General features: G+C 67.1%; 23 protein-coding genes. 10 read left to right on the forward strand and 13 right to left on the reverse strand.

Going from position 1 to position 19,094, the window contains the following annotated elements; translation table 11 throughout:
• Nucleotides 1-55: 55 nt before the first annotated feature.
• Nucleotides 56-502, reverse strand: coding sequence for an SsrA-binding protein SmpB (smpB, locus tag KVT39_RS14505; RefSeq protein WP_034181129.1), 447 nt, complete (start codon nucleotides 500-502; stop codon nucleotides 56-58).
• Between the two features lie 98 nt (nucleotides 503-600).
• Between smpB and KVT39_RS14510 the strand changes: the two genes are divergently transcribed.
• Together KVT39_RS14510 and KVT39_RS14515 are read left to right on the forward strand one after the other, a co-directional pair.
• The gene (locus KVT39_RS14510) at nucleotides 601-1,038 is read left to right on the forward strand and encodes a type II toxin-antitoxin system RatA family toxin (RefSeq protein WP_034181130.1); all 438 of its coding nucleotides are present in this window, start codon (nucleotides 601-603) and stop codon (nucleotides 1,036-1,038) included.
• 4 nt (nucleotides 1,039-1,042) lie between these two features.
• A complete protein-coding gene (locus tag KVT39_RS14515; protein ID WP_034181131.1) occupies nucleotides 1,043-1,366 on the forward strand; it encodes an RnfH family protein in 324 nt (107 codons plus the stop codon).
• A gap of 63 nt (nucleotides 1,367-1,429) precedes the next feature.
• Here KVT39_RS14515 and KVT39_RS14520 read toward each other — a convergent pair whose 3' ends face one another.
• The 3 genes from KVT39_RS14520 to KVT39_RS14530 all read right to left on the reverse strand — a co-directional run bounded on the left by KVT39_RS14520 (nucleotide 1,430) and on the right by KVT39_RS14530 (nucleotide 4,522).
• The gene (locus KVT39_RS14520; RefSeq protein WP_217589412.1) at nucleotides 1,430-2,413 is read right to left on the reverse strand and encodes a DMT family transporter; all 984 of its coding nucleotides are present in this window, start codon (nucleotides 2,411-2,413) and stop codon (nucleotides 1,430-1,432) included.
• Between the two features lie 170 nt (nucleotides 2,414-2,583).
• Nucleotides 2,584-3,270, reverse strand: coding sequence for a glutaminyl-peptide cyclotransferase (locus KVT39_RS14525; protein ID WP_217589414.1), 687 nt, complete (start codon nucleotides 3,268-3,270; stop codon nucleotides 2,584-2,586).
• Between the two features lie 31 nt (nucleotides 3,271-3,301).
• The gene (locus KVT39_RS14530; protein WP_217589416.1) at nucleotides 3,302-4,522 is read right to left on the reverse strand and encodes a helix-turn-helix domain-containing protein; all 1,221 of its coding nucleotides are present in this window, start codon (nucleotides 4,520-4,522) and stop codon (nucleotides 3,302-3,304) included.
• A 114-nt stretch (nucleotides 4,523-4,636) separates the two neighbouring features.
• On the opposite strand from KVT39_RS14530, the gene KVT39_RS14535 reads away from it, so the two are divergent.
• The 6 genes from KVT39_RS14535 (at nucleotide 4,637) to KVT39_RS14560 (ending at nucleotide 11,172) form a co-directional block, all read left to right on the forward strand.
• Nucleotides 4,637-5,401: a DUF899 domain-containing protein gene (locus tag KVT39_RS14535; protein ID WP_217589418.1), complete on the forward strand. Its 765-nt coding sequence runs from the start codon at nucleotides 4,637-4,639 to the stop codon at nucleotides 5,399-5,401.
• Nucleotides 5,402-5,434: 33 nt separating this feature from the next.
• Complete coding sequence (locus KVT39_RS14540) at nucleotides 5,435-6,238, forward strand: DUF2182 domain-containing protein (RefSeq protein ID WP_175749931.1); 804 nt, start codon at nucleotides 5,435-5,437, stop codon at nucleotides 6,236-6,238.
• A gap of 278 nt (nucleotides 6,239-6,516) precedes the next feature.
• Nucleotides 6,517-7,977 carry an IMP dehydrogenase gene (gene guaB / locus KVT39_RS14545; protein ID WP_034181136.1) on the forward strand — a complete coding sequence of 487 codons (1,461 nt, stop codon included), beginning with the start codon at nucleotides 6,517-6,519 and terminating at the stop codon, nucleotides 7,975-7,977.
• A 6-nt stretch (nucleotides 7,978-7,983) separates the two neighbouring features.
• Complete coding sequence (locus KVT39_RS14550; protein WP_217589419.1) at nucleotides 7,984-8,586, forward strand: hypothetical protein; 603 nt, start codon at nucleotides 7,984-7,986, stop codon at nucleotides 8,584-8,586.
• A 107-nt stretch (nucleotides 8,587-8,693) separates the two neighbouring features.
• Nucleotides 8,694-10,313 carry a glutamine-hydrolyzing GMP synthase gene (gene guaA, locus KVT39_RS14555; RefSeq protein WP_175749932.1) on the forward strand — a complete coding sequence of 540 codons (1,620 nt, stop codon included), beginning with the start codon at nucleotides 8,694-8,696 and terminating at the stop codon, nucleotides 10,311-10,313.
• 565 nt (nucleotides 10,314-10,878) lie between these two features.
• On the forward strand, nucleotides 10,879-11,172 hold the full coding sequence (locus KVT39_RS14560; protein ID WP_034181139.1) for a hypothetical protein: 294 nt from the start codon (nucleotides 10,879-10,881) through the stop codon (nucleotides 11,170-11,172).
• A gap of 183 nt (nucleotides 11,173-11,355) precedes the next feature.
• On the opposite strand, the gene KVT39_RS14565 is transcribed toward KVT39_RS14560, so the two are convergent.
• Both KVT39_RS14565 and KVT39_RS14570 read right to left on the reverse strand, forming a co-directional pair.
• Nucleotides 11,356-11,973 carry a PolC-type DNA polymerase III gene (locus KVT39_RS14565; protein WP_034181140.1) on the reverse strand — a complete coding sequence of 206 codons (618 nt, stop codon included), beginning with the start codon at nucleotides 11,971-11,973 and terminating at the stop codon, nucleotides 11,356-11,358.
• Between the two features lie 221 nt (nucleotides 11,974-12,194).
• Nucleotides 12,195-12,860 (reverse strand): DJ-1/PfpI family protein, encoded by a 666-nt coding sequence (locus tag KVT39_RS14570; RefSeq protein WP_034181141.1) that lies wholly within the window; start codon nucleotides 12,858-12,860, stop codon nucleotides 12,195-12,197.
• A gap of 96 nt (nucleotides 12,861-12,956) precedes the next feature.
• Here KVT39_RS14570 and KVT39_RS14575 point away from each other — a divergent pair, with 96 nt between their 5' ends.
• A complete protein-coding gene (locus KVT39_RS14575; RefSeq protein WP_034181391.1) occupies nucleotides 12,957-13,511 on the forward strand; it encodes a TetR/AcrR family transcriptional regulator in 555 nt (184 codons plus the stop codon).
• A gap of 128 nt (nucleotides 13,512-13,639) precedes the next feature.
• Here KVT39_RS14575 and KVT39_RS14580 read toward each other — a convergent pair whose 3' ends face one another.
• From KVT39_RS14580 to KVT39_RS14600, 4 genes are all read right to left on the reverse strand, one after another.
• Nucleotides 13,640-14,104, reverse strand: a complete 465-nt coding sequence (locus tag KVT39_RS14580; protein WP_217589420.1) for an acetyltransferase — start codon at nucleotides 14,102-14,104, stop codon at nucleotides 13,640-13,642.
• A 104-nt stretch (nucleotides 14,105-14,208) separates the two neighbouring features.
• Complete coding sequence (locus KVT39_RS38490; protein WP_131948659.1) at nucleotides 14,209-14,475, reverse strand: NAD(P)-binding domain-containing protein; 267 nt, start codon at nucleotides 14,473-14,475, stop codon at nucleotides 14,209-14,211.
• A gap of 97 nt (nucleotides 14,476-14,572) precedes the next feature.
• Nucleotides 14,573-14,860: a DUF971 domain-containing protein gene (locus tag KVT39_RS14595; protein WP_034181144.1), complete on the reverse strand. Its 288-nt coding sequence runs from the start codon at nucleotides 14,858-14,860 to the stop codon at nucleotides 14,573-14,575.
• Nucleotides 14,857-15,852: a HEAT repeat domain-containing protein gene (locus KVT39_RS14600; RefSeq protein ID WP_217589421.1), complete on the reverse strand. Its 996-nt coding sequence runs from the start codon at nucleotides 15,850-15,852 to the stop codon at nucleotides 14,857-14,859. Before KVT39_RS14600 ends, KVT39_RS14595 begins: the two co-directional genes overlap by 4 nt.
• Nucleotides 15,853-15,870: 18 nt before the next feature.
• Between KVT39_RS14600 and KVT39_RS14605 the strand changes: the two genes are divergently transcribed.
• A complete protein-coding gene (locus tag KVT39_RS14605; RefSeq protein ID WP_161785058.1) occupies nucleotides 15,871-16,026 on the forward strand; it encodes a hypothetical protein in 156 nt (51 codons plus the stop codon).
• On the opposite strand, the gene KVT39_RS14610 is transcribed toward KVT39_RS14605, so the two are convergent.
• From KVT39_RS14610 to KVT39_RS14620, 3 genes are read right to left on the reverse strand one after another with little or no spacing between them, the layout of a single operon-like run.
• Nucleotides 16,011-16,256 (reverse strand): ferredoxin family protein, encoded by a 246-nt coding sequence (locus KVT39_RS14610; RefSeq protein ID WP_034181146.1) that lies wholly within the window; start codon nucleotides 16,254-16,256, stop codon nucleotides 16,011-16,013. The two genes, KVT39_RS14605 and KVT39_RS14610, sit on opposite strands and share 16 nt — an antisense overlap.
• Nucleotides 16,257-16,267: 11 nt before the next feature.
• Entirely contained in the window at nucleotides 16,268-18,007 is a 1,740-nt protein-coding gene (locus tag KVT39_RS14615) for a fumarate reductase/succinate dehydrogenase flavoprotein subunit (RefSeq protein WP_217589422.1), read from the reverse strand.
• The gene (locus tag KVT39_RS14620; protein ID WP_175749936.1) at nucleotides 18,004-18,774 is read right to left on the reverse strand and encodes a GntR family transcriptional regulator; all 771 of its coding nucleotides are present in this window, start codon (nucleotides 18,772-18,774) and stop codon (nucleotides 18,004-18,006) included. The genes KVT39_RS14615 and KVT39_RS14620 overlap by 4 nt, the downstream gene beginning before the upstream one ends.
• Between the last annotated feature and the right edge of the window lie 320 nt (nucleotides 18,775-19,094).

Consider the following 19,094-nt stretch of genomic DNA (forward strand, 5'->3'; position numbering starts at 1 on the left):
GGCAACACGGCCCGCTTCGAGCGGGCCGTGTCGTTTGCGATACGCGTCGCGCGTGTCAGGCGCCGGCGCGCATGATGCGTGCCTTCTCGCGTTCCCAGTCGCGCTTCTTCTCGGTTTCGCGCTTGTCGTGCAGCTTCTTGCCCTTCGCGAGCGCGATGTCGCACTTCACGCGGCCGCCCTTGTAGTGGAAGTTCAGCGGCACGAGCGTGTAGCCGCGCTGCTCGACCTTGCCGATCAGTTTCTTGATTTCCTCACGGTGCAGCAGCAGCTTGCGCGTGCGAACCGGGTCGGGCTTGATGTGCGTCGAAGCCTCGGGCAGCGGGCTGATATGGGTGCCGATCAGGAAGATCTCCGCGTTCTTCACCACGACGTAGCCTTCCTTGATCTGGCCGCGCCCGGCGCGCAGCGCCTTGACTTCCCAGCCCTCCAGCACGAGCCCCGCCTCGTAGCGTTCCTCGATGTGATAATCGAAGTGCGCCTTCCTGTTGTCGATGATGCTCATGAATGGATTGGGCCAACTCGTTTAAAATCACGATTTTAGCAAAGCGGGGCGAGAATCGCCCGGCTTGCTTTCCCACCTTCAGCGATGCCGCGCGATTTATGGCAGATGTCCAGAAAACCGTATTGATCCGTCATTCGGCGGAACAGATGTTCGACCTCGTCACCGACGTGGCCGATTACCCCAATTTCCTGCCCTGGTGCGGCGGCGTCGAGATTCGCCGTCAGGACGACAGCGGGATGGAAGCGCGCATCGATATCAACTTCAAGGGCATCAAGCAGCATTTCGCGACGCGCAACACGCAGCAGCGTCCGACGCGGATCGACATGGAGTTCACGGACGGCCCGTTCAAGAAGTTCACGGGCTCGTGGCGCTTCACCGCGCTGCGCGCCGATGCGTGCAAGATCGAATTCGCGCTGCACTACGAGTTTTCGAGCATCCTGCTCGAGAAAATCATCGGGCCGGTGTTCAGCCACATCGCGAACACGTTCGTCGATTCGTTCGTGAAGCGCGCGGACCAGCGCTACGGGAAGGGGTGACGCGATGCTGTCGATCGAAGTCTGCTATGCACTGCCGGACCGCCAGACGCTGATTCGGGTGTCGCTGCCCGAAGGCGCGACCGTTCGCTCGGCGATCGACGCGAGCGGCGTGCTCGCGCTGCACCCGGAGATCGACCTCGCGCAAGCGAAGACGGGTGTGTACGGCAAGCTCGCACCGCTCGACGCGCCGCTCGCCGACCACGACCGCGTCGAGATCTACCGCCCGCTGATCGTCGATCCGAAACTGGCGCGCCAGCGGCGCGTCGACAAGTCCCGCCGCGCCGGCTCCATCGAGGGCCGCAAGTGGATGCACAAGGACGCGCGCTGACGCGCGCGGTTCCGCTTCTTTCGCTCCTTCCGCTCCGATTCGTCCGATCAAACGCCGCGGCGCTCAGTGGGCCGCGGCGTTCGCGTTGACCGACGCGCTGCCCGGCGTGTCGCCGCCGGCGGGCGTATCGCCGTGCTGTCGCACCGAGCCGTACACGCCAGCGAGCAGCAGCACGAGCGCGGCGATCTCGAGCGCGTGCGGCATCCGCTGGTCGTACACGAACGCGTAGAGCATCGCGAACACGGTTTCGAACACGATCAACTGGCCCGACAGCGTGAGCGGCAACCGCTTCGACGCCGCATTCCACAGCCCGTTGCCGAGCCACGACGCGCCGATCGCGAGTACGAGGTTCAGCAGCCAGAACAGTTGCCAGCGCGACGCCGGGACGGCCGCCTGCACCGTGCCGGCCGGCAGCGCGAGGATCGCGATCCAGCAGAGTGCGCCGATCAGGCCCGTCACGACACCCCACAGCACCGACCATTCGTTGCCGCCGAAATGATGATGGCGCTGCAGGTAGCGCGTGTTCGCGACCGCGTACCAGGTCCAGCTCCCGAGCGCGCCGGCCGCGCAGGCGATGCCCGCGAGCTTCTGGCCGAGCGTCGTCGCATGCGCGGCCTCGGACGTGAACAGGTCGACGTTGATGCAGACGATACCCGCGATCACCAGTGCGAGCGGGACGGCAAGCCGCCGCAGCGGCACGGCGCCGTGGTCGCCGAGGCCCGCGAGCGTGACGGTGACGGGCAGCACGCCGACGATCAGCGAACTGGGCGCGATGCCGATCAGGTGCACGGCGCCGGACAGCAGCATGTAGTACGCGACGTTGCCGACGACGGCGAGCTTCATGAGCGCGACGAGATCCTCGCGGGTCAGCCGCGCGAGCAGCGAGCGAGCGGCCGGCAGCGCGGCCGCGAGCGACACGAGGCCATACATCGCATAGCGGCCGACGCTCAGCAGCAGCGGCGAGAAGTCGGTCAGCAGCCGCGGAACGAGAAACACCATGCCCCACAGGGCACCTGCCAGGACACCATAGACCACACCGCGCCGCATCGACCGCTCCGAACACATGACTGACGAGCGCGCATCTTAGCGACGCCGGTTCGGCGGCGTCTTGTTCATTCCTGCACTCGGGGTGTGGCGGGGCTTCAGCGTGCCGTGCGACGGAGCGGCCGCGATCCGTTCCTGGTTATCGAGGGTTCGCGGCCGCGGTACGGTGCGAATCAGCCGTCGGCCGGGTCGGGCGTCGCACCGGTGCCGTCGCCCGACGCCCGCACGTGCGCTGGGCGCCGCACGGCGCGCAGCTTGCCGCTGTTGCCGCCGCCGCAGTAGAAAAGATCGTGGCCGTCGGATTCGAGCCCCGACACGCCGACGCCGGACGGCATGTCGACTTGCTCGAGCACCTGGCCCGTACGCGGATCGACGTGCCGCAAATCGCTCTGGTCGGCTTCCCAGGTGCCGTGCCACAGCTCGCCGTCGACCCACGTCACGCCGGTGACGAAGCGGTTCGATTCGATCGTGCGCAGCACGGCGCCCGATTCGGGATCGATCTGATGAATCTTGCGTTCGCGGTACTGGCCGACCCACAGCGTGCCTTCGGCCCACGCGAGCCCCGAGTCGGCGCCGCCGCCGGGTGCCGGAATCGTCGCGAGCACGCGGCCCGATTCCGGATCGATCTTCTCGATGCGGTCCTCGACGATCTGGAACAGGTGGCGGCCGTCGAACGCCGTGCCCGCGTGCGCGGCGACATCGAGCGAGCGGACGGTCGTGCCGCGCTCCGGATCGAGCGCATTCAGCTTGTCGCCGGACGCGTACCACACGTGCCGCCCGTCGAACGTGACGCCGTGCACGCCGTCGACGCCCGGAAACGGGCCGTACTCGCGAATGATGTCTGCATTGGAGCGTTTCATGTTCGTCACCTCGTCGTTCGGTGAGGCCATCCTAATCTCCCGGCAGCGCGGCAGGGAGTAACAAGGTCGTCGCGAATCCGGGCAGCGGCGGCGTCATCCAGCGGCGCGCGCGGCCGCGGCCGAGCGCCTGCACCTTGGCTGCTTCGGCGAGCACGTCGAGCGCGCGCTGCACGGTGCGCTGGCTCGCACCGAGCGCGAGCGCCAGCGCGGAGCTCGACCACGCCTCGCCGTCGGCGAGGAGCGCGAGCACGGCCGCGTGGCGATCGTCGACCGGGCGCGCGAGTACGACGGTCTCGCGCACGCCGAGCGGTTCGAGCGCGAAGCCGCGCGGCGTCGCGGTGACGTTCGCGAGCGGCCGCAGCACTGCTCGGAGCCGGCCGATCTCGACGCGCAGGCGCGCGCGATGCGATTCGTCCGCATGTTTCGCGCGGAACGCGGCGGCCACGAGCGCGTTTCTCGACACGTCGGCCGGCCACGCCTCGCCGAGCGCGCGGGCGAGCACGAACAGCACCGGGCGGCGCGCGAGCGACACGGTCGTGCGCGCGTCGCGCACCGTGTGGCGGCACGCGTCGACGACGAGCGTATTCGACGCGAACAGCGTCTCGACTTCGTCGAGCTGTACGAGCCGCGACGTGCCGCGCGCGATGAGTCGCGCGGCCGGCGCATCGAGCACGCGCGCGGCGGTGTCGACTTCGGCCGTCAGCGCGGCGATGCCGGCGTCGCGGGCGGCTGCGTGTGCACGGGCGAGCGCCGCGCGGGCCGCATGCGTGCGAATGCGGCGCATCGCGATGCCGGCCGCGATCAGTTCATGGGCGGCGCGCGACGCGGCCGGCAGCGGCGCGGGATCGAGATGCGCGAGCATTCGTTCGGCATCGTCGATGTGACCGATCAGCAGCAGCCGGCGCACGCCGAGATAGCGCGCATGCGCGGCATTCGCGCGGTCGCCGTGCGCGTCGAGCGTCGCGCACGCGGCATCGAGCGCGCGCGTCGGCCAGCGGAGGTCGCGCGACGCGAGCGCGATCTCGGCTTCGGCGACGACGCAGCGCGCACGCGCCACGGCTTCCTTCGCGCCGAACGCGCGCGCGGCGCCGCGCACGAGTGCCCGCGCGCGTTCGAAATCGCCGAGCTGCGCCATCGCGATGCCGCGCAGCGCGAGCGCCGGCGCGTCGTCGCGCAGCGCGACGCGGTTCAGCGCACCGAGCGCGTCACCGGCCGCGAGCGCGCGCGCGGCCGCGGTGATCAACGAATCCATTCGAATCCCGACACACTTGTCACTCCCTCCGGCCCGATGCCGAGCACTAATCTAGCACCACGCACACGGCGCCGTACGCCGTGCCCGGATACCCATCGGAAGGAGGAACCCGCAATGACGACCCATCTCACCGGAACGCGCGACGAATGGCTGGCCGAGCGCAGGGCGCTGCTCGAAGCAGAAAAGGCGCTGACGCGGCAAAGCGACGAACTCGCGCGGCGGCGCCAGGCACTGCCTTGGGTGCGCGTCGACAAGACCTACCGGTTCGACACGGAAGACGGGCAGGCGACGCTCGACGACCTGTTTCGCGGCCGTTCGCAACTGCTCGTCTATCACTTCATGTTCGGCCCCGACTACAAGGCCGGTTGCCCGTCGTGCTCGGCGCTTGCGGACGGTTTCGACGGTTTTGCCGTACACCTGGCGAACCACGACGTAACGCTCGCGGCCGTGTCGCGCGCGCCGCTCGCGAAGCTGCTCGCGTACCGGCAGCGGATGGGGTGGACCTTCCCGTGGGCGTCGTCGGTCGGCAGCGATTTCAACTTCGACTTCAACGTGTCGTTCACCGAAACGCAGCAGCGCACGGGCGACGTCGAATACAACTACGCGCGGGCGGGGCACGCGATGGACATGGATCCGCCACCGGCGCCCGTCGTGCAGTTCGCGGCGACGTGCGGCACCGACGCGGTCACGTATTCGCTGGACCGGCCGGGGATGAGCGCGTTCGTGCGCGAGGACGGTGCCGTCTATCACACGTACTCGACCTATGCGCGCGGGCTCGACGGGCTGTGGGGGATGTACCAGTGGCTCGATCGCGCGCCGCGCGGGCGCAACGAGGCAGGCCCGTGGTGGCGCCGCCACGATGAATACGCGCGCGGTTGAGCGCGGGCCGGCGACGGGCGGGAGGAGCGTGCGATGACACGGCCGGCAATCGGCGACAGGGGCCGCGATCGCGCATTCGGCACGGCGCTCGTCGCGGTGTTCGCCGCCGCGGCGATGGTCACACTGGCGCAGCACGCGTCGATGGACGCGATGGGCGACGAGCCGATGCCCGGCGGCTGGACGCTGTCGTCGGCGTGGCTGCGGCCATGCGGATGGGGCGCCGGCCGCGCGTTCGCGGCGTTCGCCGGCATGTGGGGTGCGATGACGGTGACGATGATGCTGCCCGTGCTGGCGCCGACGCTCTGGCGGTACCGGCAGAGCGTCGGCCCGCTGGGCGCTGCGCGCTCGACCGGGCTGGTCGTCGTCGCGGGCGCCGGCTATTTCGCGGTATGGATGGCGCTCGGCGCGGTGACGTTTGCGCTCGGCGGGACGCTGACGGCCGCCGCCGCACGGCTGCCGGCGCTCGCCCGTGCGATGCCGTTCACGGCCGGCGCGGTCGTGCTCGGCGCGGGCGTGTTGCAGTTCTCGGCGTGGAAGGCGCGCCGGCTGGCGTGCTGCCGGCACGCGGCGGCGGGCCCGCACCGGTCGCGGGCGGCCGCCGGCGCGGCCTGGCGGCACGGCGTGCGAACCGCGATGCGTTGCGGCGCCTGTTGCGGGAACCTGATGGCGATCGCGCTGGCGGCCGGCATGATGGATCTGCGCGTGACGACCGCCGTGACGGTCGCGATCGCCGCCGAGCGGCTGGCGCCGGCCGGCGAGCGTGTTGCGCGGCTGGTCGGCGGTATCGCGATCGGGGGCGGCCTCGCGATGATCGCGCGCGCGGCCGGGCTGGTATAAGGCCGGGGAGGCGAGCCGATCCGGCGCGTTGCCGGGCCGCGGGCGACCGGTGCCGCGGCTGGCGTGTGGCTCGGCCGCGACAGCCGCAGCTGCCGCGGCGCAGCCCGTTGCGCGAATGGCTCGATGCGGCGGTGAAACGAAAGGCGATCGAAAACGAACCGAACGGCGATCCGAACGATTCGGCCCCCGAACGCACGAAAACGGCTAAGCCGTTGTTCGTGTTGTGAAAATTCGCAGCGCTTCGCGTATAATTCGCTTTTGCGCCCATAGGATTTGCCATGCGTCTGATCCAAAAAGCACTCACTTTCGATGACGTGCTCCTCGTACCCGCCTTCTCCGACGTTCTCCCGCGCGACACCAGCCTCAAGACCAAGCTGACCCGCAACATCTCCCTGAACATGCCGCTCGTGTCCGCCGCCATGGACACGGTCACCGAAGGTCGTCTCGCGATCGCGATGGCGCAGCAGGGTGGCGTCGGTATCGTCCACAAGAACCTCACGCCGGCCGAACAGGCCCGCGAGGTCGCGAAGGTCAAGCGTTTCGAGTCGGGTGTCGTCCGTGACCCGATCACGGTGCCGCCGCAAATGAAGGTGCGCGATGTAATCGCGCTGTCGCGCCAGCATGGCATCTCGGGTTTCCCGGTCGTCGAAGGCCCGCAGCTCGTCGGCATCGTCACGAACCGCGACCTGCGTTTCGAAACGCGCCTCGACGAGCCGGTCAAGTCGATCATGACGCCGCGCGAGCGCCTCGTCACGGTCAAGGAAGGCACGCCGCTCGCCGAAGCGAAGGCGCTGATGCACAGCCACCGCCTCGAGCGCGTGCTGGTCGTCAACGACGCGTTCGAACTGCGCGGCCTGATGACCGTCAAGGACATCACGAAGCAGACCGAGCACCCGGACGCGTGCAAGGACGAACACGGCAAGCTGCGCGCAGGCGCGGCGGTCGGCGTCGGTCCGGACAACGAAGAACGCGTCGAGCTGCTGGTGCAGGCCGGCGTCGACGTGATCGTCGTCGATACCGCGCACGGTCACAGCAAGGGCGTGCTCGAGCGCGTCCGCTGGGTCAAGCAGAATTTCCCGCACGTCGAGGTGATCGGCGGCAACATCGCGACGGCCGCCGCCGCGAAGGCGCTCGTCGAATACGGCGCGGACGCGGTCAAGGTCGGTATCGGCCCCGGCTCGATCTGCACGACGCGGATCGTCGCGGGCGTCGGCGTGCCGCAGATCAGCGCGATCGCGAACGTCGCGGAAGCGCTGAAGGGCACCGGCGTGCCGTGCATCGCCGACGGCGGCGTGCGCTTCTCGGGCGACGTGTCGAAGGCCCTCGCGGCCGGCGCGAACGCGGTGATGATGGGCAGCATGCTGGCGGGCACCGAAGAGTCGCCGGGCGACGTGTTCCTGTACCAGGGCCGCCAGTACAAGGCGTACCGCGGCATGGGTTCGGTCGGTGCGATGAAGGACGGCGCGGCAGACCGCTACTTCCAGGACAACTCGGCGAACATCGACAAGCTCGTGCCGGAAGGCATCGAAGGCCGCGTCGCGTACAAGGGTTCGGTCAACGCGATCCTGTTCCAGCTGGTCGGCGGCGTGCGCGCCAGCATGGGCTACTGCGGCTGCCGGACGATCGACGAGCTGCACGACAAGGCCGAATTCGTCCAGATCACCGCTGCGGGCATGCGCGAGTCGCACGTGCACGACGTGCAGATCACGAAGGAAGCGCCGAACTACCACGTGGACTGACCGCCGATGAAACCGCTGCTGCGAGCCGTGCTGATCATCGATGCCGTGCTGCTGCTGGCGTTCGGCGTGTTGTTCGTGCTGACGCCCTGGCAGTCGCTCTTCAACGCGCTGCAGCTTGCGAACATCCAGCCGGCGATGCTCGGCCAGGCGTTCGGCATCGCGTTGCTCGGGCTCGCGTGGCTCGCGTTTCATGCGGCGTTCAACGGCGATCTCACGGCGCCCGTCGCGCGGTCGGTCGGCCACGTGTACTGGCTGACCGGCGCGCTGACGATCGTCTGGTCGATCGGCACCGGCAGCGGTCCCGCGCTCGCGGCCGCCGGCCGGGTGCTGTCGGCCGTGGCCGGGGTCGCGCTGATCGTGCTCGGCCTCGGCGGCGTGCGGCTCGCATCGGCCGTGCGCCGGCGCGAGAAGGCGCAGGCGCTCGACGCGCGCGCTCCGGCGCAGCGTCCGGCCGAGCCGGCGATGGCGCCGGCGTCGTCGCCCGCACCGCAGCGCGTCGAACCTGCCGTCAGCCGTCCTGCGGCGCCTGCTTCACCTTCGTCGGCTGCATCCAGCCAATCATCGTCGGGCGGTGTCGCACTCGACGAGCGCCCGCCGATGCAGGATTGACCGGCCATGCGTCGCGCGTGCCGCCTGCCGCCCGACGCCGCTGTCCATGCTATTGACGCAGCGCTTGATGCGCTGCTTTTCTTATTCTCTTCATCCCGTCCGCAGCCATGCACGACAAAATCCTGATTCTCGACTTCGGTTCGCAAGTCACCCAACTGATTGCGCGACGCGTGCGTGAAGCGCACGTCTACTGCGAAATTCATCCGAACGATGTGTCCGACGACTTCGTCCGCGAGTTCGCGCCGAAGGCGGTGATCCTGTCGGGCAGCCACGCGAGCACGTACGAAGACCACCAGCTGCGCGCGCCGCAGGCCGTGTGGGATCTCGGCGTGCCGGTGCTCGGCATTTGCTACGGCATGCAGACGATGGCCGTGCAGCTCGGCGGCAAGGTCGAGTGGAGCGACCATCGCGAATTCGGCTATGCGGAAATGCGCGCGCACGGCCATACGCGCCTGCTCGACGGCATCGAGGATTTCACGACGGCCGAAGGCCACGGGATGCTGAAGGTCTGGATGAGCCACGGCGACAAGGTCGCCGAGCTGCCGCCGGGCTTCGCGCTGATGGCGTCGACGCCGAGCTGCCCGATCGCCGGCATGGCCGACGAGGCGCGCGGCTATTACGCGGTGCAGTTCCACCCGGAAGTCACGCATACGGTGAAGGGCCGCCAGATCATCGAGCGCTTCGTGCTGCAGATCGCCGGCGCGAAGCCCGACTGGATCATGCGCAACCATATCGAGGAAGCCGTCGCGAAGATTCGCGAGCAGGTCGGTGACGAGGAAGTGATTCTCGGCCTGTCGGGCGGCGTCGATTCGAGCGTCGCGGCTGCGCTGATTCACCGCGCGATCGGCGACCAGCTCACCTGCGTGTTCGTCGACCACGGCCTGCTGCGCCTGAACGAAGGCAAGATGGTGCTCGACATGTTCGAGGGCCGTCTGCACGCGAAGGTCGTGCACGTCGACGCGTCCGATCAGTTCCTCGGCCACCTGGCCGGCGTGACCGATCCGGAAGCGAAGCGCAAGATCATCGGCCGCGAGTTCGTCGAGGTGTTCCAGGCCGAGGCGAAGAAGCTGTCGAAGGCGAAGTGGCTCGCGCAGGGCACGATCTATCCGGACGTGGTCGAATCGGGCGGTACGAAGACGAAGAAGGCGACGACGATCAAGAGCCACCACAACGTCGGCGGCCTGCCGGAAACGCTTGGCCTGAAGTTGCTCGAGCCGCTGCGCGACCTGTTCAAGGACGAAGTGCGCGAACTGGGCGTCGCGCTCGGCCTGCCGCCGGAGATGGTGTACCGCCATCCGTTCCCGGGCCCGGGCCTCGGCGTGCGGATTCTCGGCGAAGTGAAGCGCGAATACGCTGAACTGCTGCGGCGTGCGGACGCGATCTTCATCGAAGAGCTGCGCAACACGACGGCGACCGCGCAGGATGCGGCTGCCGGCCTGTGCGGCGAGGCCGATGTCGGCAAGAGCTGGTACGACCTGACGAGCCAGGCGTTCGCGGTGTTCCTGCCGGTGAAGTCGGTCGGCGTGATGGGCGATGGTCGCACGTACGACTACGTGACGTCGCTGCGCGCGGTGCAGACGACCGACTTCATGACCGCACACTGGGCGCACCTGCCGTACGCGCTGCTCGGCCGCGCGTCGAACCGGATCATCAACGAGGTGCGCGGGATCAACCGGGTGGTGTACGACATCTCGGGGAAGCCGCCGGCGACGATCGAGTGGGAGTGATTCGGCGTCCGGCATGTACCGGACGACCTGATAGCAGAACACATCAAAGCCCGCTTCACAGCGGGCTTTTTTGTTTTTTGGCTCGGCCGGCGCCACAGCCCGATTCGTGCATCGCGCGGATTTCGTGTTTCGTCGACAAGAACGGCCGAGAACACGCGTGCGCCATGAGGCGTCATGGCTGCCTTGATTTCCGCTCGCGTTTGACCAGCGGCTTCGCTCATCGACTGCGCCATGCCGTACTCAATCGGTATCTGCAACAAGTTGCAGCGCATAAGGCGCGGATTTGAAACAGCGTCCACGTGCTCGCGTAGCGAGACCACTTGACAGAGAGGTCGGCAAGCGACGTGCCGCGACCCCTCCCAATTTGCCGCGACTGTAATCGAGTGTAATTGATTGCGCTGCGCCCGCGGCCTATTTTCTTCCCGGCAGGTGCGCTTCGCGGATGACTGGCTCAAGCCACCGCGGAGGTTGTGATGAACGTTATCGATGCGTGACTCGTACAAGCCAGATTCGGGCTATACGACCCTGGTTTTCGGTTTTTCAACTCATAGCAGGAGAAATTGTCATGTCGAACGAAAAATTCAGCGAAATGCAGAAGCTTGCGGAGAAGGCGGACGGTTGGAAACGCGTAGACGTTGAGTCAATCCAGCTGGGCTATTTTGACAAGCAGAATACCCTTCCTTTCATGCTCAATAACGAGGGGGCGAATTCGTTTGCAGTGGATGCAACGAACACGGCGTTGCTGATCCAGATTGGAGGCGCGCTCACCGCGCTTGGACAGAAGAAGAAGGTCGTGGCCTATCTGGGAAACCTCAACCACGGTGGTACCCTCGAAATGCTTCTTGTTGACCTCAAGTAGTACAAAAAACAAGTCGCGACTCGGTTAGTCAGCGTCGTGGGCGGCCATAAAATGGCCGTCCTGCCGTTTCCTTGTATTCGGTGTTGACTGGAAGACCGTTGCGACGGGAAAACGGCTTGGCAGGTTGCCAACCCGCCTTTCGTTATCCGATTGCGCAAGTCAGAACCATCGCGCCCCGGATCCTCACACGCGCGCGCCCGCGAGCGAACGCAAGTACATTGGCACCTTCGCCTTCGCCGTTGCCTGGACACGTGTCATGAGCGCGTGATCGATACGATCCAGCCCGTAGGTCCGGGCAATGTCCTGCTGCAGCCTGCACCACAGATGGCTGGCCATTTCTGCATCGACCATCGCCCGGTGCGCGCGTCCTGATTTCGGCAACCGCAGCATGTCCGCGAGGCTCGACAGGCGATGACTCAGCGCGTCCGGGTAGATGCGTCGCGCCACGAGCATCGTGCAGGCAAAGGCATGCTCGGTCGTCATGCCGAGCAGCCCGAGCTCCGCCTGCCAGAACCGTTTGTCGAAACCGGCGTTGTGAGCCACGACCGCATGTTTGCCGACGAACGCAGCCGCTTCCTTCATGACTTTCGATGCCGGCGGAGCCGATGCGATCATTTCGTTCGTAATGCCGGTCAGCGCGACGACATCCGACGGTATGTGCCTGCCTGCATTCATCAGACTCTGGAAACGGTCGACGACTTGTCCGTCCCGGAGGAGGATGACGGCGATTTCGGTCGCACGATCACCCAGGTTCGGCGAAAGTCCGGTTGTTTCGAAGTCCAGTACCGCAACGGTTTGCATGGTCGAATCCTGTTGCTTCACGCGGTGTCGTTCAGAGAGGCCGAGAGGTTAGCATCTCCCGGCCCACGACAGACTCGTCCAGCCCGAGAAACGATCATCCGTGCGACGCATGCCGACCCGATCGATGCCTCGGGCCGCGCGCGAATGCGTCTTGATCCGTCGTTGACCAGGCAGGACACACGACGCCGCATCAGAGGGCTGGCTACCGGCAGACCCGCGCATCATGCCCCAAGCCCGTTTCCGCCTTCGACGATCCGGATCGGGCCCGTGGCGTGTCCCGCACCCTGCCCGAGACTGAACTCGATCAGCGCTTCGTAAATCTCCCGTTGCCCGGCTGGCAGCACGGGCAGCAGCGTCTCGCGCCGCTTGTCCGCATCGAACATCGATTCCACCAGCCATCCCGTCAGATAGAGCGACGCAAGGCATCCGCCCGCGGTCGCGACGTTGCCGTGGCACACCAGCGGCTGGTCCATCGCTTGCAGCTCGAGTGCCTGCAAATCCGCGCGCGCGTCGGGGTGCGTCGTGGCGCGGCGCTGGGGCAGCAGCCCGAGCCGTTCGAGAATGAAGGCGCCGGCGCAGATCGACCCGACAAGCTGGCGTTCGGGATCGAAATCGAACGACGGCAGAAAATCGGGATCGGCGAGCGCGGCCGGTACGCCTTCCTTGCCGCTCGAAAACAGGACGGCGTCGGCGCAATTGGCGTCGGCGAGCGGGCCGTGCGTCGGGATGGCCAGACCCTGGGCGGAATGCAGCACCGGCTGCGCACCCAGGATCCGGACGCGCCAGTCCTTGCTGTTGCGACCGAGAATGTCCCACATCAGGAACAGGTCGATATCGGTGAACCGGTCGAATGCGACGAGCGCGATGTCTTTCAAGGCGGACTCCATGCGTAGTGGCGCGCTGCCGGAAGCGGCGGCGGCCGTGATAGAGTTCGCAGCCTATCTGTCCATGCCGCACCATACACAGCCTGTATGGCGATGACGATGAGCACACTGACGCGAAACGACTGGATTGCCGCAGGCTTCGACGCCCTCGACGGGGAAGGGTATGCGGGCATTTCTGCCGAGAGCCTCGCACGACGGCTGAACGTGACGCGCGGATCGTTCTATCACCACTTTCGCCATCGCGAAGACTTCGTCAGGACGTTGCTGACCGCGTGGGAGGACGACTACACCGCGCGCATGCTTGCGTATGCGGCGGAGGGCCACGGTGCCGGCGACACGCTGGCGCGTTACCTTCGCATTGCCGCCGAGAAACGGCCGGGGCGTGAAATCGCGATTCGCGCATGGGCATTGCACGATCCGCTGGTCGCGGAATTCCAGCAGCGCGTCGACGCGGCGCGGCTCGCGTTTGCGATCGAGACGTCGCGCCGGCTGGTGCGCACGCCGGGTGAGGCCGAGATCGTCGGGCAGGCCGTGCACTTGTGCCTGATCGGCGGACAACAGGCGGGGCTGCGGCGCGATGCCGACCGGTTCAACAGTTTCATGCAGCGCGCTGTTTCAATGGTCGAACGTGTGTTGCCGATGCGTCGTGCATGACGCGCGACGTGGCAGCGTACCGGCAGCGCGTGCTGCATGAATGGAGCGAACCTGGTATCAGTTAGGCGCGTTCGCGTGCCCGGTGCGTATGACGTGGAGGGCGGCGCGATATCCCGCGCCGGCCACGGTCATGCGTGCTGCGGCGAGGCGGGTGGTGCCGCGCGATAGCGCAGGTGAATCAGCGGATAGGCTCGCCCTTGTCCATCGAGCGCCGATCGCCCGCAGCGCTCGAAGCCGAGCCGTTCATAGAATCCCGCTGCCGATTCGTTCTGCTCGTTGACGTCGGTCGACAGGTCGGAATGACGCCTGAGCGCATCTTCCACGAGCAGCCGCCCGACACCTGCGCCATGGTGAGCGGGATCGACGAACAGGGCTTCCATGTGACTGCCGTCGAGCAGCATGAAGCCGATCGGGCGGTCGTCCTCGTCGACGGCGAGATCAAGCGGCGCACCGGGCAGGAACGCGACAACGTCGGATTCGATCGCACGACGGTCGTCGTCGCTTAGGAAGTGATGCGTGGCGTCGACTGCGTTGCGCCAGATATCCAGCACGCGTGCGCCGTCGGCCTCGGTGGACCGGCGAATTCTGATCATGGGTTGACCTGTTTTGATTTGTCATTTGAAGGTCGGCGGGTAACCGACCCCGTCACGGCCCCGATCGGGCTGATCGCAAGGGAAGCGGGAAAGACGGCGTTGTTTCAGGTAATGGCCGGATGCCGTGCGTCGCCAAGGGCCGCCGCGCGCTCGATCGCTCGTCGCGCGACGTCGCGAACGCCCGCGCTCGTCGGCAGATCATCGCGGTCGAGCTCGGCGTGCTCGGCCACGCGCGCGCCGGCGTCGCGCAGCGCATCGTCGCTGCCGTGCGACCGGCTCCATACGACGAGCGGCGTGCCGGCCCGCGCGAGATTGAGCGCCATCGGCGTGCCCATTACGCCGAGGCCGATGAATCCGGTTTCGGTTTGCATGTTCTGGCTGCCACTGTGGGTGGAGACAATCGTGGGCGTCAGTACCGCAGCGTTTCCGCACGACTGCCATGTCGTCGGCGCACCCGCGGGAGCCACGTCACGGCCGCGCCGTCATATCCGCCAGATACGGCCACGGATAGATGCCGCGCGCATGGCCGTCGCCGAACAGGGCGCGGATGCCGTAGCCGGCCGCTTCGAGGCTGTCCAGCGTCAGGTCGGGCTGCGCATCGACACGACCGCCGTCGAGCCGGATCCTTCGGCATTCCGCACACGGGCACTCACCGCGCAACCGCGCATAGCCGATACGTTGCGTGCGGCCGTCCGGCCAGCGGAGTGTCAACGTGCGTGCCTGGTGATCGAATGCGATTTCGATCGGCGAGATCATCGCGACGCCTCGTCGATTTGCCGGATCGCGATTCGCACCGCCTTGCGTACTTCCGGATCGTGATCGTCCAGCGCGTGCGTGAGCGCGGGCAACGTCGCGCGGTCGCGCAATTCGCCGAGTGCAAGCGCGGCTTCCTTGCGCAGATTGCTGATCGCGTGCGAGAGCAGCGCGACGACGGCCGGCGCTGCGGCAGCATCGCGCAACTGCCCGAGCGCACGCGCGGCACGCAAGCGCACTTGCCAGTAGTCGTCGTCAAGCGCGGCGACGAGTGGTTCGCGGGCGGCCGTGATGCGCAACTTGCCGAGCGTCGTGGCGGCCTCCTCGCGCACCTGCCATACCGTGTCCCGCAGTGCCGCAAGCAACGCAGCGACGACGGTCGTGTTGCCGGGTGTCGCGAACCCGATCGCACCGACCGCAACACGCCGCACGTCCGCATCGGCATCGGTCGTCGCGACGCGCGCGAGCGGCGACAACGCGCGTATATCCCTGAGCCAGCCGAGCACGGCGACGGCCTCGGCGCGCACGGCGGTGGCGTCGGCGTCGAGCGCGCGTAACGCAGGCGCGAACGCATCGGGATCGCGCAACTCGCGCAGCCCGCGCAGCACTGCGCTGCGCACGTACGGCTCGGGCCGGTCGGCCCAGCTGCAAAGCACGGCGCCCGATGCCGCGTCCTTCAGTTCGGACAGGCTCTGCGCAGCGGTCGCGCGCACACCGTCGTCCTGATCGAGCAGCGCGCGGCACAGCGCATCGACGACGTCGGGCTGTTCCCATGCGCCGAGTACACGGGCCGCCTCGCTGCGCACGTCGGCCGACGGGTCGTCGCGCAGCGCCGCGACGAACGCGGGGATGAAGCCGGATTCCTCGAGATCGGCGAGTTCGAGCAGCGCGATGCGGCGCACGGATGCGTCGGGTGCAGCGAGGCGGGCGACGAGCGCGGCACGATCCGGATCGTGCGTGCCGGGCAGCGAGGAGGTGGAAGAGAAAGCGGTCATGGGAAGAAGGTCGGTTCGATGAAAGAGCGGCTGCTCGCGGAGCGCGGTGCATGGGCGGCGCGGTATGGCGACGCGAATCTGGCGAACGCCGGCCCGGCCCTCACGTCGTCGATGCACGGCTCCCGCGAGCAGCACGACGACGATCGGCGTGCGCCCGGTCAGCGCAGCAGGTAAGGGATCTCGACCTTGACCGCACCGGTCGGGCAATCGCGCTCGCACGGCATGCAGTACCAGCATTCGTCGAACTGCATGTAGGCCTTGCCCTTGGTTACGTCGATCGCGAGCAGGTCGAGCGGGCACACGTCGACGCAGACGGTGCAGCCCTTGTCTGCGATGCACAGCGCCTCGTCGATCGTGACGGGCGCGCTGCTGCGCTGGAAGATGTCGTGCGGGGTATGGGGCATGGTAAGGCTCCTCAGAGAGCGGCCGCGAGCGCGGCCGGTTCACGGATGCGCAGATGCGCGTAGGCGCCGCGTTCGTCGTCGGCCAGCGGCACGATGTAAGGCTCGATCGGCCGCTTCTCGCTGCGCATCGCGCCGTAGGCATCCTTGTGCAGCCACGTATGGCAGAACCATTCGGCGTCGTTGCGGTGCGGATAGTCGACGCGATGGTGGTACAGCCCCCAGCGGCTCTCGGTGCGGAATAGCGACGCGCGCGCGGCCATCTCGGCGCAGTCGCGGATCGCCCGCACTTCGGCCGCGCGCATCAGTTCGTGAGGGTGGCTCGCCTTTATTTCTTCGATATCCTCAGTAATCTCGTCAAAACGCTGCAGCCCGATTTCCATCTTGCGCGTCACCTTCGGCGGTTGCAGATAGTCGTTCACCATGCGGCGCAGCTTGTATTCCACCTGCGCCGGCGCCAGGCCGCGCTCGCGTAACAGCGGGGCGAACACGCGTGTACGTTCGGCGTCGACCTGTTCGTCGTCCACCGGTGCATGGTCGCGGCCGGCCACGTAGTCGGCCGCGTTCTGCCCGGCGAACCAGCCGTACGTGAAAGCGCCGAGCATGTAGTTGTGCGGGACGGCGGCCATGTCGCCGGCGGCGTAGAGCCCGGGCACGGTCGTCTCCGCGCGTGCGTTCACGTAGACGCCCGACGCGCTGTGGCCGCTGCAGAAGCCGATCTCGGAGATGTGCATTTCGACCATCTGGCTGCGGTAGTCGGTCCCGCGCCCCGCATGGAAGCGGCCGCGGCTCGGCCGCTCGTTCGTATGCAGGATCTGCTCGATGGTCCGGATCGTTTCTTCCGCGAGGTGGTCGAGCTTCAGGAACACGGGGCCATTGCCGCTTTGCAGTTCCTGGTAGAACTCCCACATCATCTGGCCGCTCCAGTAATCGCATTCGATGAAGCGCTCGCCCCGGCCGTTCGCGGTGAAGCCGCCGAGCGGCCCGGTCACGTATGCGCATGCAGGGCCGTTGTAGTCCTTGATCAGCGGATTGATCTGGAAGCATTCGAGGTTCGCGAGCGCGGCGCCCGCGTGATAGGCCATCGCGTAGCCGTCGCCCGCATTGGTCGGGTTCTCGTACGTGCCCATCAGGTAGCCCGACGCCGGCAACCCGAGCCGGCCGGCCGCGCCGCAGCAGAGAATCACGGCCTTCGCGCGGATCACGTGGAACTCCGCGGTGCGGCAGTCGAAGCCGAGTACGCCGCTCGCGCGGCCGTGCGCGTCGGTCAGCACGCGCGTCGCGACGATCCGGTTCGTGATCGCGATGCGTGCGCGCTTCAGTTGCCGGTACAGCACCTTCTTGATGTCGTGTCCTTCCGGCATCGGCAGCACGTACGAGCCCATGTGATGGACCTTCTTCACTGCATAGTCGCCGGTGCCGTCCTTCTCGAACTTCACGCCCCAGCGGTCGAGCTGTTCGATCGTCGCGAAGCTGTGCGTCGCATACGCGTACACGGCTTCCTGGTCGACGATGCCGTCGTTGGCGATCGTGATCTCGCGCGTGTACTGCTCGGGCGTCGCATGCCCGGGGATTACCGCGTTGTTCAGTCCGTCCATTCCCATCGAGATCGCGCCGCTGCGCTTCACGTTGGCTTTTTCGAGCAGCAGCACGCGCAGGGACGGGTCGCGTTCCTGCGCCTTGATCGCCGCCATCGGGCCGGCCGTGCCGCCGCCGACCACGACGACGTCGTATTCGTGCAGATGGGTATTCATTTCGGGTTCCTTGCAGGTTTGCGCGCCTTCTGCCGGTCGATGCGCAACCGGTACTGGAAGGCGTCGCCGCGGAAGTAGAGGTATTCGTAGTCGATCGGTGCGCCCGATGCGTCGTGCGTGAGGCGCTCGATGCGCAGCACGGGGCTGCTTTCCTCGACGTGCAGCGCGTCGACGATCTCGTCGTCGGCGAGGATCGCGTCGATCGACACGTCGGCATGACCGAGCGGGATGCCGCAGTCGTTTTCCAGGATCAGGAAGATGTCGCGGGTCGCGAGATCGGTGCCCGCAAGACGCTTGCCGAGCGCTTCGGGCACCCAGGTCTGTTCGAGCGACACGGGCTCGCGGTTCAGCAGCCGCACGCGATGGATCTCGACGAGCGGCGCGCCTTCCGGCACGTTCAGCTTCGTCGCGAGATGGCGATCGGCCTTCACGGTGCGAAAGCTGCGCAACTGGTTGACGATCTCGTAGCCCATCGACGACATCGCCTCGGCGAACCCCTGCAGCGACGTCACGTTCTGGAACGCCTTCGGCTTCGACACGAACGTGCCCTTGCCGTGCAGCTTGAACAGCAGGCCTTCCTTCTGCAGGTCGCCGAGCGCCTGGCGCACCGTGATGCGGCTGACGTCGAACATCGCGCAGAGTTCGTGCTCGGACGGCATCCGGCGGTGCGGCGCATAGGTGCCGTCGAGAATGCGCGCGCGCAGCGTGTCCTTGATCTGCACGTAGAGCGGGGCCGCCGACAGCGGGACGACGTTGGTTGGAGGCATCGGTCAACTTGTTATGACAAGATGGTCCGAGTGTAGCCAGCGCGATCGTGCGTCCAAACCAACCATTTCTGATTTCGACTTTCCGAAATCGGAAAAGCGGGGCGGCGGGCCGGAGGGGCGCTCCTGCGTTCGGTGTTCGAACGATCCGCCCGTTGCCAGCCGCGCGGATCGGCTGACAATCCAAAAAATCGCCGGCGCGTGCGCCGCACATGTCGATTTCCCGATGCGTCGCTCGTCGTATCCATGTCGACCGGGTTCGCGACAGCGTCGATGCGACAGCCGGGCAGGCCGCCGCGCGGCGCAGCAGGCGCGCGGTTCCC

The sequence above is a fragment of the Burkholderia sp. GbtcB21 genome (assembly GCF_019091065.1).
Lineage (GTDB): Bacteria > Pseudomonadota > Gammaproteobacteria > Burkholderiales > Burkholderiaceae > Burkholderia > Burkholderia pyrrocinia_C.